General features: G+C 34.0%; 21 protein-coding genes and 1 pseudogene. 7 read left to right on the forward strand and 15 right to left on the reverse strand.

Annotation, left to right across the window (positions count from 1 at the left end):
* Positions 1 to 17: 17 nt before the first annotated feature.
* From ABWU64_RS00545 to ABWU64_RS00580, 8 genes are all read right to left on the reverse strand, one after another.
* On the reverse strand, positions 18 to 344 hold the full coding sequence (locus ABWU64_RS00545) for a MerR family transcriptional regulator (RefSeq protein WP_010402982.1): 327 nt from the start codon (positions 342 to 344) through the stop codon (positions 18 to 20).
* Positions 341 to 640 carry an integration host factor subunit alpha gene (locus tag ABWU64_RS00550; RefSeq protein ID WP_108784330.1) on the reverse strand — a complete coding sequence of 100 codons (300 nt, stop codon included), beginning with the start codon at positions 638 to 640 and terminating at the stop codon, positions 341 to 343. Before ABWU64_RS00550 ends, ABWU64_RS00545 begins: the two co-directional genes overlap by 4 nt.
* Positions 641 to 678: 38 nt before the next feature.
* Positions 679 to 1,875: an MFS transporter gene (locus tag ABWU64_RS00555; protein ID WP_135352970.1), complete on the reverse strand. Its 1,197-nt coding sequence runs from the start codon at positions 1,873 to 1,875 to the stop codon at positions 679 to 681.
* Positions 1,876 to 2,984: 1,109 nt separating this feature from the next.
* Positions 2,985 to 4,919, reverse strand: a complete 1,935-nt coding sequence (uvrB, locus tag ABWU64_RS00560) for an excinuclease ABC subunit UvrB (RefSeq protein WP_353279634.1) — start codon at positions 4,917 to 4,919, stop codon at positions 2,985 to 2,987.
* An 86-nt stretch (positions 4,920 to 5,005) separates the two neighbouring features.
* A complete protein-coding gene (locus ABWU64_RS00565; protein WP_341815545.1) occupies positions 5,006 to 5,770 on the reverse strand; it encodes a cytochrome c1 in 765 nt (254 codons plus the stop codon).
* Positions 5,770 to 6,996, reverse strand: a complete 1,227-nt coding sequence (locus tag ABWU64_RS00570) for a cytochrome b (RefSeq protein ID WP_353279635.1) — start codon at positions 6,994 to 6,996, stop codon at positions 5,770 to 5,772. Before ABWU64_RS00570 ends, ABWU64_RS00565 begins: the two co-directional genes overlap by 1 nt.
* Before the next feature lie 129 nt (positions 6,997 to 7,125).
* The gene (locus ABWU64_RS00575; RefSeq protein WP_353274437.1) at positions 7,126 to 8,307 is read right to left on the reverse strand and encodes an ankyrin repeat domain-containing protein; all 1,182 of its coding nucleotides are present in this window, start codon (positions 8,305 to 8,307) and stop codon (positions 7,126 to 7,128) included.
* Between the two features lie 266 nt (positions 8,308 to 8,573).
* Positions 8,574 to 9,701: an ankyrin repeat domain-containing protein gene (locus tag ABWU64_RS00580; RefSeq protein WP_353279637.1), complete on the reverse strand. Its 1,128-nt coding sequence runs from the start codon at positions 9,699 to 9,701 to the stop codon at positions 8,574 to 8,576.
* Between the two features lie 53 nt (positions 9,702 to 9,754).
* Between ABWU64_RS00580 and ABWU64_RS00585 the strand changes: the two genes are divergently transcribed.
* The gene (locus ABWU64_RS00585) at positions 9,755 to 9,931 is read left to right on the forward strand and encodes a hypothetical protein (RefSeq protein ID WP_157072273.1); all 177 of its coding nucleotides are present in this window, start codon (positions 9,755 to 9,757) and stop codon (positions 9,929 to 9,931) included.
* Positions 9,932 to 9,955: 24 nt separating this feature from the next.
* On the opposite strand, the pseudogene ABWU64_RS00590 reads toward ABWU64_RS00585, so the two are convergent.
* Together ABWU64_RS00590 and ABWU64_RS00595 are read right to left on the reverse strand one after the other, a co-directional pair.
* Positions 9,956 to 10,940 (reverse strand): annotated as a pseudogene (locus ABWU64_RS00590) (hypothetical protein).
* 90 nt (positions 10,941 to 11,030) lie between these two features.
* Complete coding sequence (locus tag ABWU64_RS00595) at positions 11,031 to 11,282, reverse strand: J domain-containing protein (RefSeq protein WP_225416266.1); 252 nt, start codon at positions 11,280 to 11,282, stop codon at positions 11,031 to 11,033.
* A gap of 169 nt (positions 11,283 to 11,451) precedes the next feature.
* On the opposite strand from ABWU64_RS00595, the gene ABWU64_RS00600 reads away from it, so the two are divergent.
* Positions 11,452 to 12,024: a NifU family protein gene (locus ABWU64_RS00600; protein ID WP_006015115.1), complete on the forward strand. Its 573-nt coding sequence runs from the start codon at positions 11,452 to 11,454 to the stop codon at positions 12,022 to 12,024.
* Positions 12,021 to 13,244, forward strand: coding sequence for a histidine--tRNA ligase (gene hisS / locus ABWU64_RS00605; protein ID WP_341815540.1), 1,224 nt, complete (start codon positions 12,021 to 12,023; stop codon positions 13,242 to 13,244). Before ABWU64_RS00600 ends, hisS begins: the two co-directional genes overlap by 4 nt.
* On the opposite strand, the gene surE is transcribed toward hisS, so the two are convergent.
* Both surE and ABWU64_RS00615 read right to left on the reverse strand, forming a co-directional pair.
* Positions 13,241 to 14,011: a 5'/3'-nucleotidase SurE gene (gene surE, locus ABWU64_RS00610; RefSeq protein WP_353279638.1), complete on the reverse strand. Its 771-nt coding sequence runs from the start codon at positions 14,009 to 14,011 to the stop codon at positions 13,241 to 13,243. The two genes, hisS and surE, sit on opposite strands and share 4 nt — an antisense overlap.
* A 213-nt stretch (positions 14,012 to 14,224) precedes the next feature.
* A complete protein-coding gene (locus tag ABWU64_RS00615) occupies positions 14,225 to 15,667 on the reverse strand; it encodes a hypothetical protein (protein ID WP_353279639.1) in 1,443 nt (480 codons plus the stop codon).
* A 136-nt stretch (positions 15,668 to 15,803) separates the two neighbouring features.
* On the opposite strand from ABWU64_RS00615, the gene ABWU64_RS00620 reads away from it, so the two are divergent.
* Together ABWU64_RS00620 and ABWU64_RS00625 are read left to right on the forward strand one after the other, a co-directional pair.
* The gene (locus tag ABWU64_RS00620) at positions 15,804 to 17,078 is read left to right on the forward strand and encodes an APC family permease (protein WP_341815539.1); all 1,275 of its coding nucleotides are present in this window, start codon (positions 15,804 to 15,806) and stop codon (positions 17,076 to 17,078) included.
* 70 nt (positions 17,079 to 17,148) lie between these two features.
* On the forward strand, positions 17,149 to 18,435 hold the full coding sequence (locus ABWU64_RS00625) for an APC family permease (protein ID WP_353279640.1): 1,287 nt from the start codon (positions 17,149 to 17,151) through the stop codon (positions 18,433 to 18,435).
* Between the two features lie 28 nt (positions 18,436 to 18,463).
* Here the strand turns inward: ABWU64_RS00625 and ABWU64_RS00630 are convergent, their stop codons facing one another.
* A complete protein-coding gene (locus ABWU64_RS00630) occupies positions 18,464 to 18,889 on the reverse strand; it encodes a hypothetical protein (protein WP_015587974.1) in 426 nt (141 codons plus the stop codon).
* 138 nt (positions 18,890 to 19,027) lie between these two features.
* Here ABWU64_RS00630 and ABWU64_RS00635 point away from each other — a divergent pair, with 138 nt between their 5' ends.
* Positions 19,028 to 20,050: an aspartate-semialdehyde dehydrogenase gene (locus tag ABWU64_RS00635; RefSeq protein WP_015587973.1), complete on the forward strand. Its 1,023-nt coding sequence runs from the start codon at positions 19,028 to 19,030 to the stop codon at positions 20,048 to 20,050.
* Position 20,051: 1 nt separating this feature from the next.
* Here the strand turns inward: ABWU64_RS00635 and ABWU64_RS00640 are convergent, their stop codons facing one another.
* Positions 20,052 to 21,128 carry a 5-(carboxyamino)imidazole ribonucleotide synthase gene (locus ABWU64_RS00640; protein ID WP_135353027.1) on the reverse strand — a complete coding sequence of 359 codons (1,077 nt, stop codon included), beginning with the start codon at positions 21,126 to 21,128 and terminating at the stop codon, positions 20,052 to 20,054.
* Between the two features lie 106 nt (positions 21,129 to 21,234).
* Here ABWU64_RS00640 and apaG point away from each other — a divergent pair, with 106 nt between their 5' ends.
* Positions 21,235 to 21,639 carry a Co2+/Mg2+ efflux protein ApaG gene (gene apaG / locus ABWU64_RS00645; protein WP_010402892.1) on the forward strand — a complete coding sequence of 135 codons (405 nt, stop codon included), beginning with the start codon at positions 21,235 to 21,237 and terminating at the stop codon, positions 21,637 to 21,639.
* 202 nt (positions 21,640 to 21,841) lie between these two features.
* Here apaG and ABWU64_RS00650 read toward each other — a convergent pair whose 3' ends face one another.
* Positions 21,842 to 23,440, reverse strand: a complete 1,599-nt coding sequence (locus tag ABWU64_RS00650) for an ABC transporter permease (RefSeq protein ID WP_341815537.1) — start codon at positions 23,438 to 23,440, stop codon at positions 21,842 to 21,844.
* Positions 23,441 to 23,489 lie beyond the last annotated feature (49 nt).

Here is a 23,489-nt window from a genome sequence, read left to right on the forward strand (position 1 = left end):
TTTATAGTGTTTTTCGTCTATTTATTACTTTCTTCATTTATTTTATCAGTCAAATAGTCTCTTAAATCGGTAAGTTCTTGCAACAAATTTCTTGAATAATGATCAATTCTTACATCGTTACCAAATTCCTTTTGTACTCCTTTTATTGTATATCCTTTGTCATATAGCATATATTTTATTTTCTTTATTGCCTCTATACACTTATGATCATATAGTCTTCTTCCCTTCCGTTTTATGGGTTTAATTTGATGGAATTGACTTTCCCAAAATCTTAAAACATGCTGCTCCAAATGTAGTTCTTCAGCTACTTCTCCAATTGTGTAAAATAATTTTTCCTTATTCATCGATTATTTATTAATCTCTTTGTCATTTTTGAAGGTCTAAAAGAAATGGATTTTCTTGCTTGAATTACTACCCTTTCCGATGTCTTTGGTATATTTCCTGGTCTTTCTTTCTTGTTTTTAACCAAAAATGTTCCAAATGAAGATATTTTTACTATTCCATCCTTTGCTAAGCTCGTTTTTATCTCATCCAATATATCATCTATTATTGCAATAGAGTCTTCTTTCGATAATCCAATTTCCTGGTTTATACATTCAGCTATTGTTGCCTTAGTTACTGTTGTGTCTTTTATTGTCATAATTTATTACAGTATGTTAATATAATATAACAATCGACTCAAGATTCAGCTACTTTATTTTTATAGTATGTTTCTTTTGTAGCATAATTAAAAATACTAGCAAATGTTAACATTGCAAATATTGTGAAAAGCACCATTTGATGATCTGAAAAAAGCGCTAAAATTGACACTAAAATTCCACTCATAACAAACATAAACCCATTGATAACGGATGATGATGTGCTAATATACTTCTGCTCCACAATCTCACTGCCAACAGTAAAATTAAGCATGTGTCCTCCTGCAAAAAAACCAAACATTAACATACAAAAGTATACGATATGAACTGTTAAATGGCCGTATAGTAAAATAATAACTGAAATACCTTGCAATAGAGCAAAAGCAGAGATTATGTGCCTTCTATTTTTAAATAGATTTGAGATTAGATCTGCAATTGGAGCACCAACTGCAAGACCAAGCCATAATATCGCAGTTGCCACACCTGACTCCGTTGTATTGAGCTCTAAGTTGATTAGCAACCTTGGTGCCCACAACATATTAAGCGCTAAAAATGTTCCAAAAGTAATAGCACCCACTATTGAGGTTATCCAGATATCTCTTAATTTTAGCACCGTTAGTACAGAGCATACTACTGTTTTTAGAGAGCTTTTTATTGTGTATCCCCCCAAACTTTTTTTTGAAAATCCTTTCGGATAAAAAAACATAAGCACAAATATTGACACGCCAAATAATATTACGCATACAATCAGATTCTTCCAATCTGCACCTTCAGAAAGAAAGCTAGAGAACAACATTTGAATCATCAAAGCGGAAAGACTTGAAATTGTCTGCACTAATGAGAACATCAGTCCAAATTGGGTGAGGGGAAAGTATGTGCTACTTATATGAGCGGCGCCAATAAAACCAAACGATGCTCCAATTGCAATCAAGAATTGAGATAAAATTAGATGGACAAAACTGTCACTACTAATAAGGATAAAAAATCCAAAGATCATAATCGACAACGAGAAAAAATAAATTTTTTTGCTGGAAAAAACATTAAACATTGCCCCACTAAAAAATTGTGAGATAGCAAAAGTCCAAGTATATGCTGAATTAGCTAGTGCAACTTGCGCAATCGTGAGCCCAAGTTCTTTTTCAAGATTCACACTTATAAAGGTGTAGATTATCTGCATATTGCTGAATATAACAATTAAGTTGCTGATCAGCCAAATGAACCAAGCTCTACTTTCCATAAGATTTTATAAGTAATCCATTAATAACAAGCCTCTTTTAGGCTCTGATTAATGTTAAAACAGTTGCAATTATAGATTATATAAAAGCCATGAAACAACAAATTTGTTGTGAGATTTTAATTGTTAGAATCTGTATATGATCTCAAAAAAAGAATAGATTTTTGCTTTTTATCCCCTGTTATAAAGGAGTATACAGCGTACGGTGAAAGGCCTGGGTAAAGATGATATAATTCCAACAAGAGAGATACCCTTCAGATCATCTTCCATTGAATGTAATGGTTGATGTCACAGTTGAACAGCACAAGCAAAGACAATTAGAGTTATAAAATCTTGTTTAATACACATTAAAGTGGACCTATGTTTTGCCACTCAGAACGTGTCTTGAAAGGAAAAAAAAGAATAAAGCAAGAAATAGGAGGGTAACAAGTGATATAAGTGACAAGGCCAAATGTTGCACAAGGAGCAATAGGGAGAGCAAAAACATAACAATTATTAATGCGATAAAATATATAATGAGGAGTAGTTGCTGGTGCTAACCTTTAATATAGTTATGCAAGAGGCCTAATTTAAAATATTAACGTAAAAAATTGCTTCCATATATTTTAAATCTAATTATAATCACAGTTAGAGATATTTTAAGAGCTCAAAATCTATCTTTGTCTGCAGACTGTTCAGTCAAATTTTTAATCAAAAGGCGTAGCGTATCTTCTTTAGTGCATGTTTAATCTCTGTCGTATGTGCGCTGCACTTTTTTCTAATCTTTTTTACACAGGGGGATTTTATGTCCAGAATTCCAGATACTTGACCTTTACTTTAGCTAAAAAACAATAGGCGCCTATGGTTTAACGCTAATTAAAATAAAAATTTTTCTAATATATAGAAGAATTACAAAATCACTGTTTACTGAAAACGGGCCAAGGAAGCTGCTAATGTCACGGAATTTTAGGTAAACGTTGTTTGCTTGACGTATGAGTGTGCTCTCCTTACTTCAAGAACTCTTTAATATTTAACCACTTAAGTCCTTTCAAGATATGTTCTTAGATAATAGTTTTTCAAATCTTTGGTAAATCAAAGTCAGCTTAACTATTAATTATTTATCTTTTTTCTAGTTATGCAACGGGCCTATTATTAAATCTTTCAATAATACCTTTTATTTTTGCCGCCTCTTCAAACTCTAAATTTTCAGCATGCTTCAACATTTGCTTTTTCAAACTGTTTAGATCATCCTGACTAAAATTCTCAATTACCACTTTTTCCTGTAAAGTATTTGATATAGGCTTTATTATAGTTTTTGGTACAATATTATGCAGTGTATTATGCTCTGTCTGTTTCTTTCTTCTCCTTTCAGTTTCTTTCAGTGCACGATCCATAGAATTAGTAATTTTGTCTGCATATAAAATTACTCTGCCTTCAACGTTGCGTGCAGCACGACCTATCGTTTGAATGAGCGAAGTCTCTGATCGTAAAAAACCTTCTTTGTCAGCATCCAAAATTGCAACCAACCCACACTCGGGAATATCAAGACCTTCCCGCAACAAGTTAACGCCAACAAGAACATCTATTTCTTTAGATCTTAATTTGCATATAATTTCAATTCTTTCCAGTGCACCAATATCTGAATGTAGGTAAGTTACTTTCATACTGAGCTCACTCATATGCTCAGCTAGCTTTTCAGCCATTTTTTTTGTCAATGTGGTAATTAGAATACAAAACCCTTTTTTTATCGTCACTTGTGCCTCATGAATCACATCATCAACCTGACTCTCTGTTGGTTTTATGGTGCAGATGGGATCTGTCAGTCCTGTTGGGCGGATAACTTGCTCTATAAATGCGTGATTTGTCTTTTCTAATTCATATTTTCCTGGAGTAGCCGAAACGTAAATAGTCTGTGGCCGTATTGCCTCCCACTCTTCCGATTTTAATGGACGGTTATCAAAAGCAGAAGGTAGCCTAAAACCATAATCTATCAATTTCTTTTTACGTGCTTCATTACCGCTATACATTGCACCTATCTGGGGAACGGTTACATGGCTTTCATCAACAAATAAAATTACATCTTTAGGTAAATATTCAAATAAAGTAGGCGGTGGATCTCCGGCTTTCATTCCGTAAAGATAACGCGAATAATTTTCAATACCTTTACACACTCCCGTTGCCATCATCATTTCAATATCAAAATTAGTACGCTGCTCAAGGCGTTTTGCTTCAACAATTTTGTTCTGTGAATAGTAATAATCCAAGCGTTCATGTAGTTCTTTTTTAATCAACTGAACTGCTTGCAAAAGAGTCTCACGTGATGTAGTGTAATAGCTGTTTGGAAAAATGGTGACTTTATCTATACGTCTGATAATATTGCCGTTCATGGCATCAATCTCAGAAATTTCCTCTATTTCATCACCAAACAATGATAAACGCCAAGCTTTATTTTCATAATAGGCGGGAAATATATCAATAATGTCGCCGCGCACTCTGAAATATCCTCGCTCAAATCTGACATCAGAACGTTTATATTGGAGATTAACTAAATTATTCAGAAAGTCATTAACATGAATCTTATCTCCAGCACTTAAAGTCAAGGTCATGCTGAGATAGCTCTCAGGCGAACCAAGACCATATATACAAGAAACACTCGCAACTACAATCGTGTCCCTACGCTCCAAAAGAGAGCATATAGCAGAATAGCGTAGCATATCAATTCTTTCATTTATTAAAGAGTCTTTTTCAATATAAGTGTCTGTTTGTGGCGAATAAGCCTCAGGCTGATGATAATCATAATAAGAAATGAAATATCCAACAGCATTGTGGGGGAAAAATCCTCTCATTTCCTCGTAAAGCTGCGCCGCTAAAGTTTTATTATGTGCCATAATTAACGCAGGCCTGTTTGTTCTTGCAATAACATTTGCCATAGTAAAAGTTTTTCCAGAGCCAGTTACTCCAAGTAAAACCTGATCTCTTTTTTTGTTATTTAGTCCTTCAACTAAACTATCTATTGCTTGTGGTTGATCCCCAGCTGGCTGAAAATTTGTAACTATTTGAAATGCCATAATCCCTATACTTTCATAATATGTTTATCATTACATAATACACATGATATTATGAGTAAGGTATAAAAACGAGCGTAAATGAAGTTCTATTTTCCTTTTTTATAGAGTTGGCTCCAAACTCTATTGTTAGTGAGAACAAAAAATACCGTCAAAATTATAAAATATGTCACTATTTTTAGCCCAAGTTTATGTCGGCGCTCCAGTTCTGGCTCCGCTGCCCATTGTAAAAAATTTACCACGTCATATGCCATATTTTCAACTGTGGCTTGTCTTGCACCATCATATTCTACCATTCCTTCAGAGAGTGGTGGTGCCATAGCTAACCTGCCTGTTGAAAAATATGGATTAAAATATAAACCTTTCTCATCCTGCTCGCCGTTTTGATAGCCTATCAAAAGTGAATAGACGTAGTTTGCACCATCGTGCCTTGCTTTGATAATGAGTGATAAGTCTGGTGGAATTGCACCATTGTTGCTTGCTGCAGCTGCTTCTTTCGTATCAAAAGGTGCAATAAAATAATCTGATGGTATTCCAGGTCTATCAAACATTTCACCCAAATCATTCGGACCATCTTTAACTTGATAAGAGGCTGCAATTTGTTTTACGTCCTCTTCAGAAAAACCAACATCTTGCAAATTACGGAACGCTATTCTATTCATTGAATGGCAAGCAGCACAGACTTCCTTGTATACTTTATAGCCACGCTGAATTGACTCTCTATCGAAAGATCCAGTAATTCCATCAAAACTCCAGTCCATCTTCTTATTTGGTGATGGCGTGAATTCTTCCGCACATACATAATTAGCAAGAAATAATGCACAAAATACAGCAAATATATTTTTAACCAGCATTACTTCATCTCCGGCGCAGAATCACTTGTGGTTTTTGGTAATTTTTTTGGTTTCTCATACTTACTCAGTAAAGGTAAAATTATCACAAAATATGAGAAATAATAAAGAGTTGAAAGCCTACTTAAAGTAATGTAAGGCTCTTTAACTTCCTGACCTCCAAGCCAAGCAAGAAATGCAAAATTTACTGCAAAAACCCAAAAAAATTTCTTAAACAATGGACGGTAAGCGCCACTTTTAACCTTTGATTTATCAAGCCAAGGCAAAAGAAACCACACTAAAATAGATCCAAACATGGTAAGTACACCAATAAGTTTATTTGGAATTGAACGCAACATCGCATAAAAAGGTAAAAAATACCATTCTGGTACTATATGTACTGGAGTTACCATAAAATCAGCTTCTATATAATTATCAGGGTGCCCAAGATAATTAGGAGCATAGAAAACAAATGCAAACAAAGCTATAAAAAACAGGCCAAAAGTTATGCAGTCCTTTGCTATATAATAAGGATATAGTGGAATAGTATCCTTACTTGATTTCACCTCCACTCCACTTGGATTACCAGAGCCAAATCTGTGTAGAGCAATAACATGCAACATAGCTAAAGCAATAATAATGAAAGGCAGAAGATAATGCAGTGCAAAAAAACGATTGAGTGTTGGGTTATCAACGGAAAAACCACCCCACAACCATATAACTACTTTATTGCCAATTAAAGGTATGGCTGAAAATAAGTTAGTTATAACTGTTGCACCCCAAAAGCTCATTTGTCCCCATGGAAGAACATACCCCATAAAGGCAGTTGCCATCATCGCAAAAAATATAAATATGCCAACAAACCACACCATTTCTCGCGGTCTCTTATAAGATCCGTAATATAATCCACGCATGATATGAACATAGACCACCATAAAGAAGAGTGATGCCCCAACAGCATGAGTATAACGTATCAGCCATCCATAACTTACGTCACGCATTATACGCTCCACACTATTAAATGCATGATCAACATGCGGAGTATAGTGCATAGCAAGAAATATACCTGTTATTATTTGTAAAATCAGCGCTATACCAGCTAAAGAACCAAAATTCCAAGCATAATTTAAATTTTTTGGTACCTGATAAGAAGCAGTATGTTTTAGAAAAGAAAATATGGGCAGCCTATACTCTATCCAACCAAATATACCTTTTTCTTCTATTATTTCTTTTTTGCTATCATCTTCCATAACTTAAAGCTTTTTCATCTTAACTTATTTTATTGTAACAACTTACCTACAACGTACAATAAAAAGTTTGAATTTAAAGAATAGATTTCAAAAATAAGCACTCAAGTTTGAGTGCTTATTTTAACTGATTTAGAGGGGCTTTTGATGACGCACGCCTTTAGATATTGTTAAGTTGCTCAGTAAGCTTTCAGGACATTGATAAAGTTTTTCACAATTACTAAGTGCCATCTTGACATTTCTTTCTATAGCACTAACTTTTCTTTCTTTAATTTGCTCCAATGTCAAAAGCGAATTATCCAGTGGCATTGAATATCTTTCCCCTGTGAATTTACTGATTGCTATAGCAGTTAGCAGAATTGCTCCATTACAATCAACTTGTGAAGAACCAATTGAGCTTCCAGTTGAATGTGCAATAGATTGCTGTGCAGGAGGTAAAGCAGGGGCACTCTGAAATAAGCTACTGAGTGCAGCAGTTGTTGAAGTTCCCATCCAACTAAATACACTATTAATAAAAGAAGAAGGTCTTACTGCACTACTTGGTGCAAGAGTAGTATCACCTGGATTTACATTGGCACTCTCTGCTTCTGCAACAATCTCTTTTATCGTTTTACCGGGATAAAATAACTTAACATAATCTGATGGTGTCTCGTTCCTTATATCCTTAACATTATCAATATCAGCACCACTATCGTATAACAGCTTCATTATTTTTGGACGTTTTAAACTAATAGCCAAATATATAGGTGTGTGCCCCCGTCTGTTTTGAACATTGACGTCAGCATGATATTCAATAAGAAGCTCTACTATTTTTTGGTAATCTTTCTGAGTGGCAATATGTAGACACGAATCTTGCGAAGAATCATTAAAATCAAATTTGCCATCTGGACTAGCACCATGCTTAAGTAGGACCTCTACTTTTTCCGAACTATTTTTATCTATAGCCCAGCCTATAAGAGTACGTCTTTCACCAGCATATGAAAAATAACCACTAATGCTAGCCTTTTTATCGATTAGAAGCTCTATCATTTCTTTGGTGCCCTTTGTAACAGCATAGTATATAGGAGGCACACGAAAAAAGTCCTCAATATTAACATCTGCACCATTCTCAATTAAAAACCTCATCATTTCTAAATCTTGTTTACTAACAGCAATCGATAAAGGTGAGTTACCATTTCTATCTTTAGAGTTAATAACATTAGTAGTATGTGTCTTTCCTTCTCTAATATACTCCTCAGCTTTTTGAAAATCACGTTCCTTTACTGCAGAACGTAACCCATCTCTCCATTTTTTAACTTCTGTTTTTGTAACCACAACCCTCCTAAAGGATAAAATTTTTGCCCTTATACCACATAATTTGGGCATATGCTAGTGGAATTTATATGTAAAATTAAAAAAATTTTACAACGCAAGAGATTGTTATTTCATCACGTGCTACATTTAGTTTTTGTACAAAACACCATAAACCTCCTTAGTTTACTTAAATTGCGTAGCAGCTTATTCCCAACATATAAGAGCTTAAACTTAAAGAGGATTATACGAAAATAAGCACTCAAGCTTGAGTGCTTATTTTAACTGATTTAAAAGGACATGTGATGCATGCCTTTAGATATTTTTAAGCTGCTGAGTGAACTTTCAGGACACTGATAACGTTTTTTACACTCACTAAGTGCCATCTCGACTTTTTTGTCTATAATATCAATTCTTGTCAGAGGTGGATTGTCCAGTGGCCTTAAATATTGTTTTCCTTTAATATAATTTACTGCCATAGCAATTAGCGTAGCTATTCCATTATAGTCAATTTGTGAAGAACCAATAGGGCTAACAGCCAAGTGATCAACAGATTGCTGTGCAGGAGGTAAAGCAGGAGCACTGCTGAGTGTGGCAGTGGTTACCCAACTAAATATACTATTAATAAAAGAAGAAGGTTTTACTGCGCCGCTTGTGATGCTGCTAGCTTCTTTAAAATCTGCTCTGGTAGGAGTGGAGGAAGAGTTCACTGTGCTACTTGCCAAGTTTTTGGTATTACTAACTTCCAATTCTATCTTAATTGCTTTGGTAGGGAATAATTGAAGACTCGCTGCACTACTTACAAAATCTGTGCTGTCGTTAGCGTCTTTAATACCTGCTTTTATAGAAGTTAATTCTGCTTCACAGTCAGCTTCAGTAGCATTGCTCAATACAGATTCTATTTTTTGAATTTCACTACTACTACATTCATCTTTTCTAGCATCTCCAACAACATCTAATGCTGTTTTGCCGTAACGACTTTGAATACTAGCATCAGCACCTCTACAGAGTAGGAGTTTTACCATATTTAAATGACAATCGTTAGATGCTAAGTACAAAGGTGTACAGCCTTGATAATTTTTAGCATTGATGTTAGCACAACTATCAAGTAAAAACTTTGCTATTTCTAGTCTGTTATGTCTAGCAGCGATGTGCAAGGGAGTACTCAAATATCGATTACTAATAGTAGTATTAACATCAGCACCGTTTTTACATAAAAACCGTAATATCTTTAAATTACCGGAGAGAGTAGCATGATGTATAGGTTTCATATAGTATTTTTCATAATTCAAAACCTCATTTTTTATTTGTTTATGCTCTATCTCTTCAATACACTCTTTAACTTTTTGAAAATCACCTTTGCCTATAGCAGAAGCTAATTTTTCCCCAAATGTCTCAATTATTTTTTGTCTTTCCATCAAATACCTACTAAAGTACAACATCCTTGGCTTTATATCACACAATTTAGTATGTGCAATTGAAATTTACAGGAAAAAATTTCAATAGTGAAGAATTAGGTCTTCCAACAACCTATCATTTTAACTTTCGTACAAGACATGCTGAGCTTCCTTATTCAAATTTTTTTGCTCTTAATAAGAAGCAATCTGCTTTAGAAGAGGAAATAAGGGATAGAAAAATAAGCACTTAAATTTGAGTGCTTATTTTAACTGATTTAGAGGGACTGTGATGATAAAAACCTAGATATTGTTGAATCGCTAAATGAACTTCGAGGACATTGATAACGTTTTTCACAACTACTAATTGCCGTCTCGAGTTTTTTTTCTATAATATCAAGTCTTGTCAGAGGTGGATTGTCCAATAGCCTTGAATACTTTTTCCCTGTGAACTTTTTGACCACTACATCAACTAGTAGAGCTGTTGCATTAAAATCAACTTGTGAAGAACCAATTGGGCTAACAGCCAAGTGATCAACAGATTGCTGTGCAGGAGGTAAAGCAGGAGCACTGCTGAGTGTGGCAGTGGTTACCCAACTAAATATACTATTAATAAAAGAAAAAGGTTTTACTGCACTGCTTGGTGCAGGATTTGGAGTATCACCAGCTTCTAACTCTAATTTAGTATTAATTCTAGCAGAAAGTAATAGTTCTGTACAATTATTTTTATGAAATCTTAACACAGCTAAGAATATTTTTCCTATGTCACAGCCATCACTGCAAAGACTTTCATAACCTGGGATAACCTCAAATGCCGTTTTGCCATTTGCATTTTTAATATTAATATTAATAGTATTATTATTGAGCAGAAGATTCGCGATATCTAATCGACAATAAAAAAAAGGCTAAGTGTAAAGCTGTAAAACCTTGCATTACTTGGGAAGTGGTACTACTAGTACAATGATATATCATTTCTTTTATTTCTGCTTTGCTATTCATGGCAGTAACGTACGAGCAAGGAACAAGACATCCATCACTAACAGCATTAATATTAGCATTATTTTTAAGCAAAAACCGCACTATCTCTAAGCTACCTCTATAAACAGTAAGATGTATAGGTGCCATACCATCTTTTTTACCATTAATAATCTCTTTTTCTTTATTTATATATCTTGCCTTTTTAACATATCTTTTAACTTTATTAATATTAAGCTCATCTATAGCCGCAAATAAATTCTTTCTAAATCTCTCAAGTTTTTTCATCAAATACCTCCTAAAGAATAATGTTTCCGGTTTTATATCATGCAACTTAATATGTACAAGCAAAATTTACAGAGAAAACAATGGTTAAAATTAGGTCTTCATCAACTTATCACGTGCTGCGTTTAACTTTTGTGCAAAATATTCCGATCCTCCCTTGTCTGGATGGACCAGTTTCATTAAATTTTGGTATGCCTGATTGATTTCATTTTGGCTTGCCTCGGAATTCAGCCCTAGTATTTTTAATGCTTCATCTTTGGACATATTATCACCAGTGTAATTTTTGGTGTAACTTTTACTGCTGTTAAATTCGTTCAAAAACTTACTTAATATAGAGTTCATCATAAAACTTATGTTATTTCTCTTTGCCAAAAAGAGAAAGAATACAACAACGCTAGGTAAAACAAACGTGATTATTGTGAATATCAAAAAAAGGAAGAAGATGAATGACATGTATATTTTTTTATCATTTTATGATTAAATAGTAACAATTATAATTGTCATGGTAAATAACATGTTTATCCAGATTGAAGAAACACCAAACCCAAACACGCTAAAATTTCTTCCTGGTTTTGAAATTCTGAGCGAAGGAGAAACAGCTGATTTTTCAAATGCAGATGAAATAAAGAACTCTAAATTAGCAGTAAATCTTTTTCAAATAGAACATGTTGTAAGAGTATTTTTTGGTCATGATTTTATTTCGGTAACAAAATCAGATAGAATGAATTGGGATATAGTAAAGGTGGAAATTTTAACTACAATTATGGATCACTTTACTTCTGGTGGAAAAGCATTTGATAAAGAAGGAGTAAGTGATAATAAAATGCTAGAGGAAGAATTCTTTAATGAAAATGATATAGAAATTGTAAATAGAATAAAAGAATTGATGGAAAGTTATATTAAACCTGCAGTTGCTCAAGATGGTGGTGATATCAAGTTCCGTGGCTATAAAGACGGAATAGTTTACGTTGAACTGCAAGGAGCTTGCTCTGGGTGCCCAAGTGCTGCAATTACCTTAAAACAAGGAGTGCAGAATATGCTAAGCTATCACATACCAGAAGTTTCAGGTATAGAGACTATGCTATGACTAATCAAACAGTTAAAGGAACGAAAGATCTTCTGTTTGATGAATGGTATAAATTTAAATACATAGAGCAAACAGCAAATAGAATCTCAAGTTTATACGGCTTTTTACCTGTTCAAACTCCGATATTTGAATACACAGAAGTCTTTACGAAGACTTTAGGTGATAGTTCAGATATCATAAATAAAGAGATGTATACTTTTATTGATAAAGGAGGAAAGAGCATAACTCTACGTCCTGAATTCACAGCAGCGATTGTCAGGCTACTTATTGAAAAAAAACTGCAAACACCGATAAAATTATTCTCAACAGGACCTGCATTTCGCTATGAAAGACCACAAAAAGGACGACAAAGACAATTTCATCAGATAAATTTTGAGGTTTTTGGTATAGAAAATCCAAAAGCTGATATTGAATTGATATCACTCGCTCAGCATTTGTTAACTGAATTTGGCATCAATGAGAATGTAAGACTGGAAATCAACTCTTTGGGTGATAGTGAAACAACAAGTAAGTATAGAGAAGCTTTGATATCGTATTTAAAAAAGTTTCAAAATGACCTATCAGAAGATAGTCAAAATAGATTGATTAAAAACCCACTCAGAATACTAGACTCTAAGGATAAGACAGATAAAGAAATAATCTCTGACGCACCAAAAATCAGTGATTATTATACAAAAGAATCTTCATATTTCTTTGACCAGGTGTTAAATGGACTGCAAGCTCTTGGCATACCTTACACTGTAAATAGCAAATTAGTTCGAGGTCTAGACTATTATTGTCACACAGTATTTGAATTTGTCACAGAAGATTTAGGTGCACAAGGAGCAGTTTTTGCCGGTGGAAGATACGATAATCTAGTATCTTCAGTAGGTGGAAAACACACTCCAGCGATAGGATTTGCAGGAGGTATTGAACGCATAATGGAGTTAATCAATTATTCTCCGAAAGAAGAGCGACCTATTTACCTAATTCCAATCGGTGGAGAAGCTGAAGAACATGCTCTAACACTTGCAAGTGAATTACGCAGAAATGGTTTATATGTGATTTACGAATATAGTGGAACTCTAAAAACCCGCATGAAAAAAGCAAATCAAGCAAATGCAAAAGTTGTATTAATCTTTGGTGATGAAGAGCTAAGCAGTAAAATTTTAAAAATTAAAAACATGGACACGGGTGAAGAAAAAATGATTGCTCGCGATAAAATCGTAGAAAATATCTAATCAGAAGCAATAGGAGTATTAGCTATAGAAGAAAATTCCTCTGCACAAGAATTTTTCATAGCATTTAATATATCATAATCTGTAAAATCTAATTTTATCGGTGTAATAGTAATAAAACCTCCTTTTATTTTATCTACACTACCACTGCCTGAGTGTTCCCGAGACCAATTTAAGCTCAAAGAACCATTCAAGTTTTCAGTAAAAGTTAAATCACCATCAATGTTATATTCACCTTGTTCAGCAAATTCGACCCCTTTCACTTTTTCTGTAGCAGGAAAATTTATATTCATCACTATATCTTTAGGCCAACCAACTTTCATTAGCTTGCTGATAACCTTTGGTGCAAAAACTTTTGTATTGTTCCAGTCTATTTTATCATGATAAACTTGGCTCAGCGCAATAGAAGGTATAGATCTTGCAGCACCTTCCATTGCAGCACCGATTGTGCCTGAATAACAAATATCATCGCCGACATTTGATCCAATATTTACTCCAGATAATATTAAGTCTGGTTTTTTATTCATAATTTTATTTAACGCGATAATGACACAATCTGCGGGAGTACCAGATACACTAAACTCTCTTTCACTATGCCGATTTATTTTAATAGATTGCTTCACTGGATAATTAAGAGATCTTGCAGCTCCACTCCTATCAGTATCTGGTGCCACTATCCATATTTCTGATGCAAAACTATGTGCAATCTCTTTGAGTAATCTTATTCCTTCACTTTCAAAGCCGTCATCATTTGTTATCAGTATTATCATATTCAATACTCATCCATCAAAGTATACTGATGAGATTTTAAGTTTCTTTTCATAACCATGGACTTTAACAAAGAATCTGCTACAAATCAATAAGGAAAAATTAGAAGTGCTGCCAGGTTACTGCTGCTTAGCTTGCTGTGAGTTAACCATAAACACCAATCCTTTTAGCTTCACGCCTAACTCACAATCAAAGCTTAGGCAAGTCTCAGAGCTCTAAGTAGTAGAGAATCTTGTATGCCCTGCAAAAAATGCTTTCATCTTTTCAAGATAAGTAGATGGTTTTTCAGGTATTGCTACCTCATCTATCTTACCAAATATTGCTGCATCTATGACTTCATCTGTTATTAATTCTCTCAGCCTTTGTTTTATTTGCCCTCTTCGAATATGTTCTCCATAGTCATTATAAAACTTCACATATAACTCTTTAAATACAAATTCTTTTATAGCACTTCTCATATGAGAAATCCCATCCTTTACTTCATCATTTGCATTGCTCAAATCCACTCCAGAACCCGGTGAATATAAGTCATCAAAATTTTCTTTTAAAATCTTGATTTTAAAGTAGTGCTTATCTACAGATTGCTCAAGAAATCTTTTAGTAGAATTACCTGCCAACCCTCCTGTTATCTGAGGTTCTAGTTGAGCTGCAAAATTATTTTCTGCTTCAAGGCCACTTAATGCATAAATGATACGATTAAGCATTCCAGGACCACACTGGCGATTACTTTCCTCAAAACGAACCAGCAATACAGATTTCAATAGCTCTACATCTGCATTTTGTTTTCTTGCTGCAATTAAAACTAAATTTATGGCTTGTGTTAATGTCAGTCCGGTTTTGGAATCTACCCACCTTACCCACTCTCCTTCTCTATAATTATCTAGCTTCAAATAAGGTGCTATCAATTCTTTCTGCTGATTTGTCAACCCGCTTATATAACTTTTAAACTCTTCATCCAGCTCATTTGACGGAGTACCATGTTCTTCCTTTAATTTTTTGGCACACTCAATAACGCTTTGCTGAAAACTTCTATTATGGACACTCTGACTGCCAGTGCCTACATCACTTACATTAAACAAGAAGCTAAGTTGCTTTACATTCAAACCCAAAGGTGAAAAAAGCTTTACCAATGGGTACTTTATTAATTCGAGAAGTGCTACTGGAATTAGCAGTGTATAATTTAACAATAATAAACCAAAATTGAATATAAGAAATCCACGTAGAGCTGATATTTTTGATGCAACGTACAAAAATGGAAGCTGTAGATAATATATTAAGTGTATATTGAAAAATAAGATTTTGTCCTTTAGTTTTATTGTCGGATCATTATAAATCTCAAATAACGTGTTATTACTATCAATGTTGTCATTTTTAAATGAGTTATAGTTGTTTATGATTTTCTCTTGCAAAGGCAGGAGCATTTTATTCAGGCAAATAAATGCAGCGATAACAATAAAACCTGTAGCAAAGAACGCTAATGCAGGACTAGAGGTACTTGTAGATAAGTAGGTATAAAGATTACGAATTAAGTCATTACAAGGACGAACTAGAATTGGATCAAGGATATAGTTAACGAAAAGACTTAAATAATGATAAATAAAAGGTAAGAATAAAATAAAACTACAAATAATCAAAAAAGCTTTTAACCTTGGATTCATGCTACCTCTTAATAATCTATTAATATACTTTTAATTATATGCTTAAACTAAAAAAATGCAAATTTTTTAAAGACCAATTGAAATTTCTGAGCTTCAACTATATTGTTAATTATTCAGATAAAAATTAAACATTGTCGTGTCAAATAAAATAGGCTTTTTTGCTATTTTTGCCTTGGTGATTAGTAGCCAAATTGGCTCTGGAATTTTTATGCTTCCAATTAGCCTTGCACCTTATGGCGCTTATAGCCTCATAAGCTGGGTGATATCAGGATTTGGCGCTATATCTCTTGCTTTAGTTTTTGCTGCATTGTGTGCAAAATTTCCAGAAACGGGTGGTCCTCATATTTATGTGAAACATGCCTTTGGCTCTACAGCAGCTTTTTTTGTTGGCTGGACATATTGGCTAAGCTCATGGGTTAGTTCAACAGCTGTGACAATTGCAAGTATCGGTTATTTAGCTCCGCTTTTTCATAATGATATACAAGATATACGTTTGCTTTTAGAAATAACATTAATTTTAGCTATCATGCTAATAAACTTAAGAGGGGTAACTACTGCTGGGTATGTTGAGCTTCTTCTGACCATTGTTAAAATTATCGCACTTCTTGCAATACCCATAGCAGGGCTATTTTTCTTTGATAGAAATAATTTTATTGTAAGTGAGGAAGTATCAAACTTTACAATATCGCAAACTCTTGCTCGTTCTACGCTCCTTACTTTATGGTGTTTTATTGGGCTTGAATCAGCAACGGCACCTGCAGGATCTGTCAATAATCCCTCTAAAACAATACCAAGGGCTATAGTGCTTGGAACAGTCTGTGTTGCTGTGATATATTTCATCAATAGTCTTTCAATTATGGGATTGATAAGTGGTAATGACCTAGCTAGTTCAAAAGCACCATATGTTGATGCGATAAAAATTATGTTTCCAGGTAATTGGCATTTAATTATTTCTGTTGTTGCCTTTATCGTTTCTGTAAGTAATTTAAATGCTTGGTTTTTAGCTGATGGACAGGTCACCTTAGGCCTTGCAAAAGACAAGTTAATGCCGCAATTTTTTGGCAAAAAAAATAAGCATGATGCTCCATTATGGGGAATAATACTAAGTACTTTGGGGGTGTTAGTTTTACTTATCCTAACGTCAAACAAAAGTTTTGCTGAGCAAGTAACTTCAATAATTGATATCTCTGTGGTGTCATTTTTGTTTATCTACTTAGCATGTAGCCTTGCTTTTCTCAAAGTTAATATACAAGACAAAAGCTACTGCAAATTTTTAATTGGAGGTGTGGCTGTATCTTTTTGCTGTTGGATAATATACGAGACTTCTATAAAAACATTGTTAATATCAAGTCTATTCCCTTTAAGCGGAACACTTATTTATCTACTTTGGTATCATAAACTAAAAACTTAACTTAAATTTTTTATTTGCTAAAATTCTTAAGCTATACTACTGGCTTACATTAATAGAATTAAGAGGTATTGTGTCAAATAAAATAGGTTTTTGGGCTGTTTTTGCTTTAGTCATTAGTAGTCAGATCGGCTCTGGGGTTTTTATGCTTCCAATTAGCCTTGCTCCATATGGCGCTTATAGCCTTATAAGCTGGATGATATCAGGAGCTGGTGCTGTGTCTCTTGCGCTAGTTTTTGCTACGTTATGTGCAAAGTTTCCAGAAACAGGAGGTCCTCACGTTTATGTGAAACATACTTTTGGTCCTGCTGCAGCGTTCTTTGTTGGTTGGACATATTGGGTAATCTCATGGGTTAGTACAACAGCTTTAATAGTTGTGGGTGTTGGCTATCTTACACCATTTTTCCATGAAGATATCAAAAGTATGCGTTTATTTTTAGAGCTGTTGTTATTTACAATCATTACATTAATAAATTTAAGGGGAATAGCTGCTGCAGGGCACGTTGAGTTTCTGCTCACGATTGTGAAGGTTGCTGTATTGCTTGCAATACCTGTAGCAGCGTTGTTTTTTTTCGATAGAAATAATTTTATCATAAGTGAAGAAATATTAAGTCTTACAATATCGCAAATTCTTGCCCGCTCTACACTCCTTACTCTATGGTGTTTTATTGGACTTGAATTGGCAACAGCACCTGCAGGGTCAGTTGATAATCCAGCTAAAACTATACCAAAAGCTGTAGTGCTTGGCACAATTTGCGTTGCTATTATATATTTTATCAACAATTTTGCGATTATGGGATTGATCAATGGCAACAATTTAGCAAGTTCAAGAGCACCATATGTTGATGCGATAAAAATTATGTTTTCTGGTAATTGGCATTTAATTGTTTCTATAGTTGCATTCATTTTTTGTGTTGGCAGTCTAAACGCTTGGGTTTTATCTAGTGGACAAGTTGCTTTTGGTCTTGCAGAAGATAGACTAATGCCAAAATTCTTTTCTAAAAGGAACAAGCATGGCTCTCCTTTTTTGGGAATAACAGTTAGTTCAATTGGAACTGCAATTTTACTAATTCTCACTTCAAACAACAATTTTGCCCAGCAGATTACGTTGATTATTGACTTTTCTGTAATTTCATTTTTGTTCGTTTATCTTGCGTGCTGTTTTGCCTTTCTAAAGGTTGTTATACAGGAGAGGAGTTGTTATAAGCTTTTAATTGGTGGTATAGCAACAACCTTTTGTTGTTGGGTGATATTAGAAACCCCTGTAAGCACCCTGCTGATTTCGAGCCTGTTCACTGTAAGTGGCATGCCTATTTATTTATTTTGGTATCGCAAAACTTCTGTGCAACAAATTCAGTAATGAGAGATACCCTTTAAATGGTTGATATTTATGGGCCAAGATTTTTTTTCTCTTTATCTACTTGTTCAATATTACCATTCTCAAGTTTACTACCTACTTCTTCTGTGCGTTTATTATCTATGTAGATCTCATTTTTTGCTTTATTAGAAAGACCTATTTGCGATTGCAGTTTTTTATACTCTTCTTTTTCAGGCGTGAAAATTTTCACTAAAAATCTTCCTATTATTGGTATTGAACTTAAAAAATCTCTTAATCCAAAAGATTCTTGCTTCTTGTTTGAAAGATGCTGGTCTATCTTAGAAATTTTCACACCATACTTTTTATCATCAAAATTTATCGCTGGCTTGCTTTTTTTCGAAAGAACATTTTGAATCTCTAATCTATTGACTTTTTCAGGCTTTTGAAATTCAGATACTGCAGGTTTGACCTTAGTGTCATCATGTTTTTTACTCATTTCATTCTACCATGCAATATTACTAGTATCTTATAATTATAACTAAATTATGGTTAATTGCAAGGTAAAAATATTAAAGTAATTGTAAATTTTATCAGTAAAAATATAATATAGCTTTAAAGTCAGAGGTTTATCTATATGGGATATAAAATTGCTGTTATTGGAGCAACAGGAAGAGTAGGGCGTGAGGTATTAAGCACGCTTGCCGAGTTTCAAGACGAAGGAAAAATTTCAATAGACTCTGTTGTTGCTTTTGCATCGAAAAAATCAAAGGGAAAAAAGGTGAGTTTTGGTGACAAAGAGTTAACAGTTTTATGTCTTGAGGATTATGACTTCGTTGGAACTAATATAGCCATTTTCTGTGCAGAATCTCATGTTTCTCAGAGATACGTACCAATTGCAACTGAGGCTGGGTGCGTTGTGATAGATAACACTTCCTATTTTAGGATGAAAGAAGGCGTGCCACTAGTTATTCCAGAGATCAACAAAGATAAAATTACGGAATATAAAAACCATAACATAATATCTAATCCAAACTGTACTACAATACAAATGTTGCTGGCATTACATTTATTACACCAAAAAGCAAAAATAAAGAGAATCGTTGCTTCAACTTATCAATCAACTTCTGGTGTAGGTAAAGCAGCAATGGATGAGCTTTACAATCAGACAAAAAAAATCTTTATGAATGAAGCTAAAAAACCTGAAATATTTCCTAAGCAAATAGCATTTAATTGCATTCCTCATATAGGAGAGTTCATGGAAGATGGTTCTACAAAAGAGGAGTGGAAAATGCAAGAGGAGGCAAAAAAAATTTTAGAAGAGGATATAAAAGTAACTGCAACTTGTGTCCGAGTACCTGTTCTTGTTGGTCATGCTATAGCAGTAAATGTAGAATTTGATCAGCATATAACTGAAGAAGAAGCTCGTGAAATGCTCAGTGAAGACGATGGAGTTTTAGTGCAAGATAAGCGCGAAGATGGTGGATATATGACTCAGATTGATGTTGTGCAAGAGGATGCCGTATACATATCGCGTATTAGACAAGACGATACCGTTAAACACGGATTAAATATGTGGATAGTAGCTGATAATCTACGCAAAGGTGCAGCACTAAATATAGTGCAGATCTTGGAGATCTTGATCAAAGAGCATTTATAGCTCAATAACTTAAATCTATATTGACATGTCCCATTTTACGCTTGTCCCTAACCTCTTTTTTCCCATATATGGTTAAACTAGCTTTTTCATTGCTCAAATATTTGTGAGAATTATATATATCATTACCTATTATATTTTTTGTCATGCAAGGAAAGCGTAATACTACTTCCTGCATAGATAGCCCGCATATTATCCTAACTAGCTGCTCGAATTGACTAACGTTGCATGCATCCAAGCTCCAGTGGCAAGAATTGTGGGGTCTTGGGGCCAGTTCATTAACTAGTAATTCATGATTTTGAGTGATGAAAAATTCAATAGCTAGAATTCCTACTACATCAAGCGCAGTTGCTATTTTCTCTGCAGTTTTTTGTACCTCTTGGGCTAATTTATTATCTATTTTAGCTGGTGCTATTGAAGTATTAAGTATTCCGTCAACGTGGTGATTCTCTGCTATAGGAAAAAAAGCTACTTTACCGTTTTTATCTCTTGCAACGACTATTGAAACCTCTTTCAGTAAATCAACACTTGCTTCAAGAATGTACTCTTTATTCCAATCGAAGGAAGCAAATTGCTTCAGTTCAGAATCATTTTCAATCACATATTGTCCTTTTCCATCATAACCCATTTCTGTTGTTTTTAGCCTCACTGGATAGCTAAAAGTTTCACTACTTTCTAGTAGCTGATTATAATTTTGTATACTTTTGTAATCAGCAGTTTTTATGCTTAAATCTCTAATAAAATCTTTCTCTCTCAGCCTATTTTGCGAAATGTGTAACGCCTTTTTGCCTGGATAAAAATCTGTATGCTGCGACACAATATCAATTGCACTACATGGAATATTTTCAGATTCAATAGTGACTAAATCCACACTCTGTGCAAAAGATTCAAGTGCCCTCTTATCACAGAAGTCTGCTATTGTTAAATCATCAGCAATAGAACAAGCTGGATCGTTTTTAGCACTGGCAAAAATATGCGTTTTGTGCCCAAGTTTTATTGCAGCGATAGCAGTCATTTTACCTAATTGCCCACTTCCTATTATTCCTATCACTTTTTTATCCAGTGGATCTGTTTTGTTCATCATGTAGATTAATATTTCCTAGTTAGAGTACGATAATATGCTTGGAAAATCTATGAAAAAAGTGTATAATTGAAGTGTGTTAAATTTTTATCATGAACACTTTACGATGACCATGAAATACACACTTATTACTAATTCTGTTGAAGTTACAGTTTTGCCAATTTATATTGAAGAGCAATCCATTCCTTATGAAAATTGTTACGTATGGATGTATAATGTTAAGATAAAAAACAAAAGCTCATCAACTATTCAATTATTAAGTCGCTATTGGCGAATAATAGATCATAAGGGTAAAATAAATGAAATTGCCGGAGTTGGTGTTATCGGAGAACAACCTGTAATAAAATCTGGAGAGGTATTCAAATATACAAGTGGAACATACTTAAATACACCATCAGGAATAATGCAGGGTAAATATGAATTTCTGAACGAAGAGAGCATAAAAACCTTTGATGTTATGGTACCACCCTTTTCTTTAGACAGTCCATACGTTAACACTAGACCTCATTGATCGTCAAGATAGTGTATTTGTTCAAGTGCATCTGAAACCAATGCTTCTTGTTTTATCATTTGAGCTTCCATAATGTCATCCGAGTAGCTGATACTGAGATCCAACTAAGTTGATAAACACGAAAGCACTGACCATTTGCTTCTATAGTTGTCTTTTTTCGTCTATCTTATTTTGTTACTCTGCTGAACAGATGCAAAATAGTTTATTTTTGATTCTTATCATCAAGTGTGAATAAGATTATTGTAGAGGTTAAACCTATAATAACTATCATTAACGAAAATGGGGCAGCTTCTCTGTAACGCTCATCGCTGACAAGTTCATATACTCTAGTTGATATAGTTTCAAAATTAAATGGTCTGATAATTAGTGTTGCCGTGAGTTCTTTTACCGTATCCATAAACACGAGCAGAAATCCCGATAGTATGCTTTTCTTGATAAGGGGAATATGAATATTCAGGCACGTGGAAATAGGCCCATGACCCATAGTATATGCAGTCCATTCAATTTCATTTGGTGTTTTTTTGAGTCCCGACTCTATCGCCTTGAAAGATATAGCAAAAAAACGAAATAAATATGAGTAAACTAATGCGCCAATAGTTCCTACCAAGCTAATTTCTACAATATATTGAGTAATGAAAGAAGATATTCTGCTTAAAAACATTATTATGCTAATTGCAATAATTGCATTTGGAATTGCATATCCAAGAGAAATGAGACGTGCTATATTGCTTATTACCTTATTTTTACGTGCTGTATATCCAATAATTATTGCAATGCTGATCGAGATTAGCGCGGTAATAAATGATAAACTAATACTGTTTGTTATTATATTATAAAATCTTGCTTCGTATATGAAAAAGCCTTTCTCTATGCTCCAATATATAAGTGGAATCATTGGTAAAATAAAGCCTATTAATATCGGCAATAAACACATAAGATAAGAAAAGATCAACGATATAGAACCGTTTATACTACGTTTATTGTGATAATCTGCATTAGTATTGATTGAAGAGTAAGATATTTCTCTTTTTTGTAGTTTTTTCTCGATAACTATTAGTATTGCAACGAAAATCAGTTCTGCAACTGCCAAAACAGTAGTTGAATATTTGTCATGCAATAAAAACCAAGTACGGTATATTCCTGTCGTGAAAGTATCGATAGCAAGAAACTGTGGTGTGCCGAAATCTGTAATTACTTCCATTAGTACCAAGGATAACCCAGCTATAATTGATGGACGTATGGAGGGTATGATGACAGAAAACAGACTCTGTAATGAGGAGAACCCAAGTGTTGATGCAATAGTGACTGAGTTACTAACGCTCTTTAGACTTGAGCGGACCAACATATAAACGTATGGATATAGACTAAATCCCATTACTAATATTCCACCACCTAGGGATTTGATCTCGGGAAACCAATAGTTACCTTTGCTCAATTGAAAAGTATCTCTTAACAAGCTCTGAATTGGACCTGAAAACTCTAACGTGTTTACATAAACAAACGATACTATATATCCAGGAATTGATATCGGAAAGAATAAGGCAATCTCAAAAATTCTACTTCCGGGAAACGAAAAAAATGTAGTAAGCCAAGCTGGAATTACTCCAAATATAAAGGATATTAACCCTACTCCTACCATCAAAATCAACGTATTGAGTATATATTCAGGAAAAAGTCTACTAATTACCCATCCAGAGTTTGCTGATTCTGTAAATAGAATCGATATTAACGATAGTATAGGGCAGACAAATAATACACTTACTAAAAACAAGAATATATTTTTAAATACTCTCAGAAACATTAACTTGAATCTATATTTGATATTAAAATGTTATATGCAAAAACTAAAG

The organism is Wolbachia endosymbiont (group B) of Xanthorhoe designata (genome assembly GCF_964028585.1).
In the GTDB taxonomy this organism is placed as follows: Bacteria; Pseudomonadota; Alphaproteobacteria; order Rickettsiales; family Anaplasmataceae; genus Wolbachia.